6 protein-coding genes and 1 pseudogene are annotated in these 6,716 nt (G+C 57.3%); 4 read left to right on the top strand and 3 right to left on the bottom strand.

Annotated elements, in window-relative coordinates; all coding sequences use genetic code 11:
• Positions 1-443: 443 nt before the first annotated feature.
• From AC1RQ9_RS18170 to AC1RQ9_RS18155, 4 genes are all read left to right on the top strand, one after another.
• On the top strand, positions 444-2,531 hold the full coding sequence (locus AC1RQ9_RS18170; protein WP_217420217.1) for a hydantoinase/oxoprolinase family protein: 2,088 nt from the start codon (positions 444-446) through the stop codon (positions 2,529-2,531).
• Complete coding sequence (locus AC1RQ9_RS18165; RefSeq protein ID WP_254511855.1) at positions 2,528-4,174, top strand: hydantoinase B/oxoprolinase family protein; 1,647 nt, start codon at positions 2,528-2,530, stop codon at positions 4,172-4,174. Before AC1RQ9_RS18170 ends, AC1RQ9_RS18165 begins: the two co-directional genes overlap by 4 nt.
• Positions 4,171-5,133 (top strand): 2-hydroxyacid dehydrogenase, encoded by a 963-nt coding sequence (locus tag AC1RQ9_RS18160; RefSeq protein WP_217420216.1) that lies wholly within the window; start codon positions 4,171-4,173, stop codon positions 5,131-5,133. Before AC1RQ9_RS18165 ends, AC1RQ9_RS18160 begins: the two co-directional genes overlap by 4 nt.
• A 90-nt stretch (positions 5,134-5,223) precedes the next feature.
• Positions 5,224-5,787, top strand: coding sequence for a winged helix DNA-binding protein (locus tag AC1RQ9_RS18155; protein WP_053323813.1), 564 nt, complete (start codon positions 5,224-5,226; stop codon positions 5,785-5,787).
• A 306-nt stretch (positions 5,788-6,093) separates the two neighbouring features.
• Here AC1RQ9_RS18155 and AC1RQ9_RS18150 read toward each other — a convergent pair whose 3' ends face one another.
• The 3 genes and pseudogenes from AC1RQ9_RS18150 to AC1RQ9_RS18140 form a co-directional block, all read right to left on the bottom strand.
• The gene (locus AC1RQ9_RS18150; RefSeq protein ID WP_082267053.1) at positions 6,094-6,363 is read right to left on the bottom strand and encodes a transposase; all 270 of its coding nucleotides are present in this window, start codon (positions 6,361-6,363) and stop codon (positions 6,094-6,096) included.
• Positions 6,363-6,512, bottom strand: coding sequence for a hypothetical protein (locus tag AC1RQ9_RS18145; RefSeq protein WP_161804136.1), 150 nt, complete (start codon positions 6,510-6,512; stop codon positions 6,363-6,365). Before AC1RQ9_RS18145 ends, AC1RQ9_RS18150 begins: the two co-directional genes overlap by 1 nt.
• Positions 6,509-6,716 (bottom strand): annotated as a pseudogene (locus AC1RQ9_RS18140) (recombinase family protein); the annotation flags it as partial. The pseudogene AC1RQ9_RS18140 and the gene AC1RQ9_RS18145, both read right to left, overlap by 4 nt.

Raw genomic sequence — 6,716 nt, 5'->3', positions numbered from 1 at the left:
AACATGTGACCCGTTCCGTTCCATCGGACCTCCCGATCTTACCCTGTGATGTGCAGGCATGGATATGGTGGGGAATTATGTGTTTTTCGTGCTATTCACTTCATTATTTCTTCGTATCATTCCGAACTCATTTCCGGAAAGACCGGACATAGTCGGCTCCTGACAGGATGCATGACAATCATCCGAAAGCAAAACATTTTCCGTTAAAATTTACGAGCGATATATATCTTTTATGTATAATTTAAACATAATATCTTGACGTGCATGCTATATCACGAGCTAAGCTACGATATGTAACTGGCATAATTCCACCGCCAAGGCACAGGCCATACGGCTGTGAAAATGATAGCAGACATATAGAATCACGAGAAATTGTTACATTAAAACAACGACATAAATGTAACTCCCACCGTTTCATGACATCGTGGAGACCTGTGATAGTTATGGATTCTGATGCGCGGCTGTCCGCCGACATAGGCGGCACATTTACCGATATCGTTCTGGACGCACGGGGCAAAAGACTGACCCGCAAGGTCCTGACCACGCCCCATGCTCCCGAAGAAGGTGTGCTGGAGGGCATCACCTTGGTACTGGCGGATGCGGGACTAGCGCTGTCGGATATCAACGTGTTCGTACATGGCACAACGCTGGCCACAAATGCCATTATCGAACGCCGTGGCGCACGTACCGCACTGGTCGCGACGGAAGGATTTCGCGATGTGCTGGCCATCGGCACAGAAAGTCGCTTTGACCAGTATGACATCATGCTGCAGAAGCCACAGCCACTTGTGCCCCGTGACCTGCGTTTCACACTGCGTGAACGCATGGATGCCCGTGGCCGGGTCCAGATTGCCGCCAATGACGAGCAGATCAGGCAACTGGGCCTGCAACTTGCGGCAGTCGGGGTGGAAAGCGTGGCCGTAGCCTTCCTGCATGCCTATGCCAATCCCGCCCATGAACTTCGGGTGCGTGATATACTGGCAGATGTGCTCCCGCCGGGCATAACCCTGTCATTGTCATGCGAAGTGTGCCCGCAGGTGCGTGAATACGAACGGACCTCTACCACGGTGGCGAATGCCTATGTACAACCTCTGATGGCAGGCTATCTGGCCCGGCTGGATCAGGCCTTAAAGGCGCGGCACTTTGCCGGTACGCTGTATCTTGTCACGTCCAGCGGTGGCCTGACCTCGCTTGAGACCGCACGTACCTTCCCCGTCCGTCTGGTTGAATCCGGCCCTGCCGGGGGGGCCATCTTTGCTGCCCGCATTTCGGAATGCCTGCGTGAAAAACGCGTGCTGTCCTTTGACATGGGCGGTACCACGGCCAAGATCTGCCTGATTGAACGCAATGAACCGGCCCAGTCACGCATATTCGAGGTTGACCGGACCGCCCGCTTCCTGAAAGGATCGGGGCTGCCACTGTGCATTCCCGTTATTGAAATGATCGAAATTGGCGCGGGCGGCGGTTCAATCGCCCGGCTTGACGCCATGAAGCGGGTTACGGTCGGCCCTGAAAGCGCCTCGTCCGTTCCTGGGCCCGCGGCCTACGGGCGCGGTGGCACCTGGCCGACCGTGACCGACGCTGATGTGATGCTGGGATTGCTGCGACCAGAAGGTTTTGCCGGTGGCAGCCTGACCCTCCAGCCAGCCCTATCCGCCCGTGCCCTGAGTGACACCATCGGGACCGAGCTCTCGCTTTCTGCCGAAATGACCGCCCATGCAGTATATGAAATCGTATGTGAAAGCATGGCCAGCGCCGCGCGCGTCCATGCGGCAGAACGTGGCGCGGTCCTGTCTCAACATACCATGGTCGCCTTTGGTGGGGCAGCTCCGCTGCATGCTGTCCGGGTTGCAGAAAAACTGGGGGTACGGCGACTGGTCATTCCTAACAGCGCCGGTGTGGGGTCGGCTGTCGGCTTCCTGACGGCACCCATTTCGTATGAAATTGCCCGCTCCCATCACACGAGAATCGATGAACATACCGATTATGCAGCCATTTCGGCCCTGTTGTCCGATATGGAAAAAACCGCACGCAGCATGGTGCAGACCGGTTCCGGTAGTGCGCCACTGCTCAAACGGACAGCAGCCTTCATGCGCTATGTCGGTCAGGGGCATGAAATCATGGTGGAACTGCCGGACCGTCCCCTATGTCAGGCTGATGCCCATGGCCTGCGTGAAGCGTTCACGCAGGAATATGCCCATCAGTTTGCCCGTAGCATTCCCAATGCGCCGATTGAAGTCCTGAACTGGTCGGTACGTATTTCCACCATTCCCTCCCCGCCCGTGCCGTTCAGCCAGGCGGGTGCGAAGATCACCCTGTCCCCGCTGGAAATACGTCGCTTCTTTGATGGTGGCAGCAATGGATGGGTGGATCTTCCGGTCTATGATCGTGCATGCGCCCCGTCTGGCGTATTCGTGCCTGGTCCGGCCATTATTATTGAAAAAGAAACCACCACCTACGTTTCCGCCCGTTTTGACGCACAGATTGATGGCAGCGGCAATATCATCATGAACCAGAAGGATGCGGCATGATGGACACCCCTCATACCCCCGGTAGCACAGAAATTGACCTGCAGATCATGTGGAACCGGCTGATCACCGTTGTAGGTGAACAGGCACAGGTGCTGATCCGCACGGCGTTCAGTCCCATTGTGCGGGAATGCGAGGACATTTCCGCTGGTGTCTTCGATCTGGAAGGCCGCATGCTGGCGCAGGCCGTAACCGGCACGCCGGGCCATGTAAATTCCATGGCTGAATCTGTAAGACATTTCATTCGTCATTTCCCGCTCGACACCATGCGTGAAGGCGATGCTTATATTACCAATGACCCATGGATGGGTACCGGCCACCTGAATGACTTTGTGGTCACGACTCCTGCCTTTCACAAGGGGAATCTGGTCGCCCTGTTTTCGTGTACCAGTCATCTCATGGATATCGGGGGGCTGGGCAATGGTCCTGAAGCTTCCGACGTGTTCATGGAGGGACTGTACCTGCCCATGCTCAGGCTGCTGGATCAGGGACAGGTCAATGAAACTCTGATGGCGGTCATCCGCGCCAATACGCGCCTGCCGTTGGATACGGAAGGCGATACCTATTCCCTCGCCGCCTGTAACGACGTGGGAGTGCGGGCGCTTTCGGCCATGATGGATGAATTCGGCATAACAGATCTTGGCCCCCTGGCCGATTTCATCATCACACGCTCCCGCATGGCGGTGGAAGAACGTATTGCCGTCCTGCCCCGGGGGGAATGGACCAACACCATGCGGACGGACGGCTATGATCACCCTGTCCTGCTGGCCGCAAGCCTGACCATAGCACCGGATCATGTCCTGGTGGATTACGTCGGCACATCGCCCGCCGTCAGGCACGGCATCAATGTGCCGCTGGCCTATACCAAGGCCTATACGGTATTTGGCCTCAAATGCATCATCGCCCCCGATGTGCCGAACAATGCTGGTTCCCTGGCACCATTCCGTGTAACCGCGCCGGCGGGCACGATCCTGAACGCCCTGCGCCCCGCCCCGGTTTCCGCCCGGCATGTCATTGGACAGATGCTGCCTGACGTCGTGTTCGGCTGCCTGTATCAACCCCTGCCCCACCGGGTTCCCGCGGAAGGGACTTCATGCATATGGAACATTACCGTACGCGGTACATGGCACGATGCAGGCAACACCAACCTGGCCTATGCACTGGCCATTACCACCAACGGTGGCACCGGCGCACGCCCGGGGCTGGACGGACTTTCCGCCACGGCGTTCCCGTCCGGCGTACACGGAACACCGGTTGAAATTGCTGAAATCCAGTCCCCCCTCATCTTCTGGCGCAAGGAACTGCGGCCTGGCAGTGGGGGAGATGGCACAACGCGTGGCGGACTGGGGCAGATCATGGAAATATCCAACACCGAAGCTGCTCCTTTTGAACTGCTGGCTGCTTTTGACCGCATTGCCAATCCGCCCCGTGGGCGCGCAGGCGGCCGGAACGGCCTGGCAGGCCATGTCAGCCTGTCTTCCGGCCGGGTGCTGCCCGGCAAGGGACTGCAGGTTATTCCGGCGGGCGAACGGTTGATGGTTCTGACACCAGGCGGTGCAGGGCTGGGTGATCCGGCGCAGCGCGACCCGGCACTGTCCGAAACAGACCGGACCCAGGGCCTGCTGGCAGATAGGGCGCAGGCATGACCGATCACTCCTCTGGCCTCGACAAGGTGCCAGTTATCGTTCTGACTTTTCCCCTGCCGGATCTGGTAACACAACGGCTGGGCACGCAATACCATGTCGAGTCCCTGCTTACACCAGCGGCCCGGCAGGCCTATGTCACGCATTCAGGCGACCTCGTCCGTGCCATTGTGACCAATGGTTCCACCCGACTGGATGGTGCCTTCATGGATACAATGCCGAACCTGTGCATCATCCACACTTTCGGCGTCGGTTATGAAGGGGTGGATGTGGACGCCGCGCGGGCGCGTGGAATCGAGGTCGCCTATAGTCCCGGCACGAATGCCGATAGCGTGGCGGATCAGGCCTTTGCCCTGCTGCTGGCAGTCATGCGTGATATCGTGCCCAATGATGGTCTTGTTCGGCAGGGTGCATGGCGGCCCATCCGGCCCGTTCCGCCCCAACTATCGGGACAGAAAATCGGTATTGTGGGCATGGGGCATATCGGGCAGCGCATTGCTGCCCGTGCGGCAGGTTTTTCCATGCCGGTGTTTTATTACAGCCGCAGGCCATGCGATCAGGCGCAATGGACCTACTGTCCTTCCGTTATGGATATGGCAGCACGGGTCAACATACTGGCGGTCACCCTGCCGGGCGGTCCGGAAACCTGCAATGTGATCGATGCGGATGTACTCCGGGCGCTTGGCCCGCAGGGATATGTTGTCAATGTGGGCCGGGGAAGCGTTATCAGTAATACAGTGCTGACCGAGGCACTGGAAAAAGGCATTATCGCAGGGGCTGGCCTGGATGTGGTTGAACGAGAACCGAACCTGCCTGCAGCCCTGCGGGAACAACCCAATATTGTCTTTTCCCCACATGTCGGCGCACGTTCGCCACAATCACTGCTGACATGCCTCGATCAGGTCATGACCAACCTGCATGCCGCAATGGCGGGACGGCCAGTTCATACACCCGTCCCCTGACAGCATCCGGGCTGACTTGCCTTATGGATTAAAAATGCCAGTATGGGGAATACAGGACACGACCCCAAAATAAGGTGCATTGCGGCCACGATGAAGCAGAACCGGAAAAAGGCACAGACCCACCCGCCTGAAGAAACGTCACGGCAGGATGGCATGTTCATTGTCTCCTCCTCCCATCTCGCCGTGCCGGGTGCCGAGGATCTGAGTGAATTCGAGTTTGCGCTGACGGTGGCGAACCATGCCTTTCAGCGCTGGATGACGTGCGGCATGCAGGCGGTGGGCGCGCGCGATCTATCCCCGCTTGATGTGTTGGTGCTTCACTGCATCAATCACCGCAATAGACCCAAGAGCATTTCCGACATCTTGTTCATGCTCAACATCAGCGAACGGCATTACCTTAATTACTCCATGAAAAAACTCGAAAAAATGGAGCTTATTTCAAAATCGAAAGCAGGAAAGGAAGTGTTCCTGCAGGCAACACCGAAGGGTAGCGAAGCCTGTCAGGATTATGCACGGGTCAGACAGGCCTGCCTGCTGGACCTTATACCCAAGGACCGCGGCGTGGCCCAGAGCCGTATTGATGAAGTAGCCCGTGCCTTACGCGTTCTCACCGGTTTTTATGAACAGGCTTCCCGAGCGGCCACCTCCCTATAATAGCTATGATACATTTATTTGGACAGGAAACCGAAGAGGCCAAGACATAGAAGGCGAAGCAACCGGCGTTGGGCGCAGGATTCATTCTTTGAGATAGAAGTTGAAACTTGCAGCAATCTTGATGGCAGACATGAATGTATGGGCGCAGCGGTCGTATCTGGTCGCAACGTGTCGCCAGTCCTTCAGCCTTGCGAACATGTTTTCGATAAGGAGGCGCTTTCTATACAGATGCCAGTTATAAGGTGAATTTGATTTCCGGTTTTTCCTCGGTGGAATGCAGGCGGTAATGTTCCGTTCGACAAGATATCATCTGATCCGGTTGCTATCATAACCCCGATCCCTGATGACCTCTTCTGTTCCTTCCGGCAGGTCCGCGAGAAGAACATCCGCCCCTTTGAAGTCACTGACCTGTCCAGCAGTCAGATGCAGACGGACAGGCAGGTCCTGGCCATCACACACGGCATGCAGCTTTGAGTTCAGTCCGCCTTTTTGTGCATCCGATATGGCGGGGAAAAGCCCCTCTTTAAGCAGAGGCGCCGCTATCCTGTGTACTTTGAGGTATGTCGCATCGGTCATCAGGCGCGTCGAACGGCCAGCCGCGCGGCCTTGACCCGATAGAGTTTCGAGACGTTGGGGTTTACATCCGGCAGGTCCACCGGGGCCTCGGCCATGCGGCTCATGATGTCGGCCTTCTGGCGTTCAAGCTCCTGCATCCGGGCTTTCATGCGGGCTGATACATCCCGTCCTCAATGGCCGTGATGATGCCCCGCATGGAGCGGTCGATCCTGTCCAACGCCTTGCAGTCCGCTGCTACCTGAGCCCGTCGCGCCTGGTTCAGCCGGTTGTTTTCCTCAAGGTAGGCTTTGACAGCCTTTGCAACGGCATCGGGCGACGCCATGCGCTCTGTCAGCCCTACCAGCACGCGGGCT

The organism is Komagataeibacter ossonobensis, from assembly GCF_057359305.1.
This window is presented reverse-complemented; position numbering and strand designations above follow the sequence as displayed.

Excerpts from the sequence above, each read along its gene's own strand:
- AC1RQ9_RS18170 (WP_217420217.1), top strand. The coding sequence starts at position 444 with ATGGATTCTGATGCGCGGCTGTCCGCCGACATAGGCGGCACATTTACC.
- AC1RQ9_RS18165 (WP_254511855.1), top strand. The coding sequence starts at position 2,528 with ATGATGGACACCCCTCATACCCCCGGTAGCACAGAAATTGACCTGCAG.
- AC1RQ9_RS18160 (WP_217420216.1), top strand. The coding sequence starts at position 4,171 with ATGACCGATCACTCCTCTGGCCTCGACAAGGTGCCAGTTATCGTTCTG.
- AC1RQ9_RS18155 (WP_053323813.1), top strand. The coding sequence starts at position 5,224 with ATGAAGCAGAACCGGAAAAAGGCACAGACCCACCCGCCTGAAGAAACG.
- AC1RQ9_RS18150 (WP_082267053.1), bottom strand. The coding sequence starts at position 6,363 with ATGACCGATGCGACATACCTCAAAGTACACAGGATAGCGGCGCCTCTG.
- AC1RQ9_RS18145 (WP_161804136.1), bottom strand. The coding sequence starts at position 6,512 with ATGAAAGCCCGGATGCAGGAGCTTGAACGCCAGAAGGCCGACATCATG.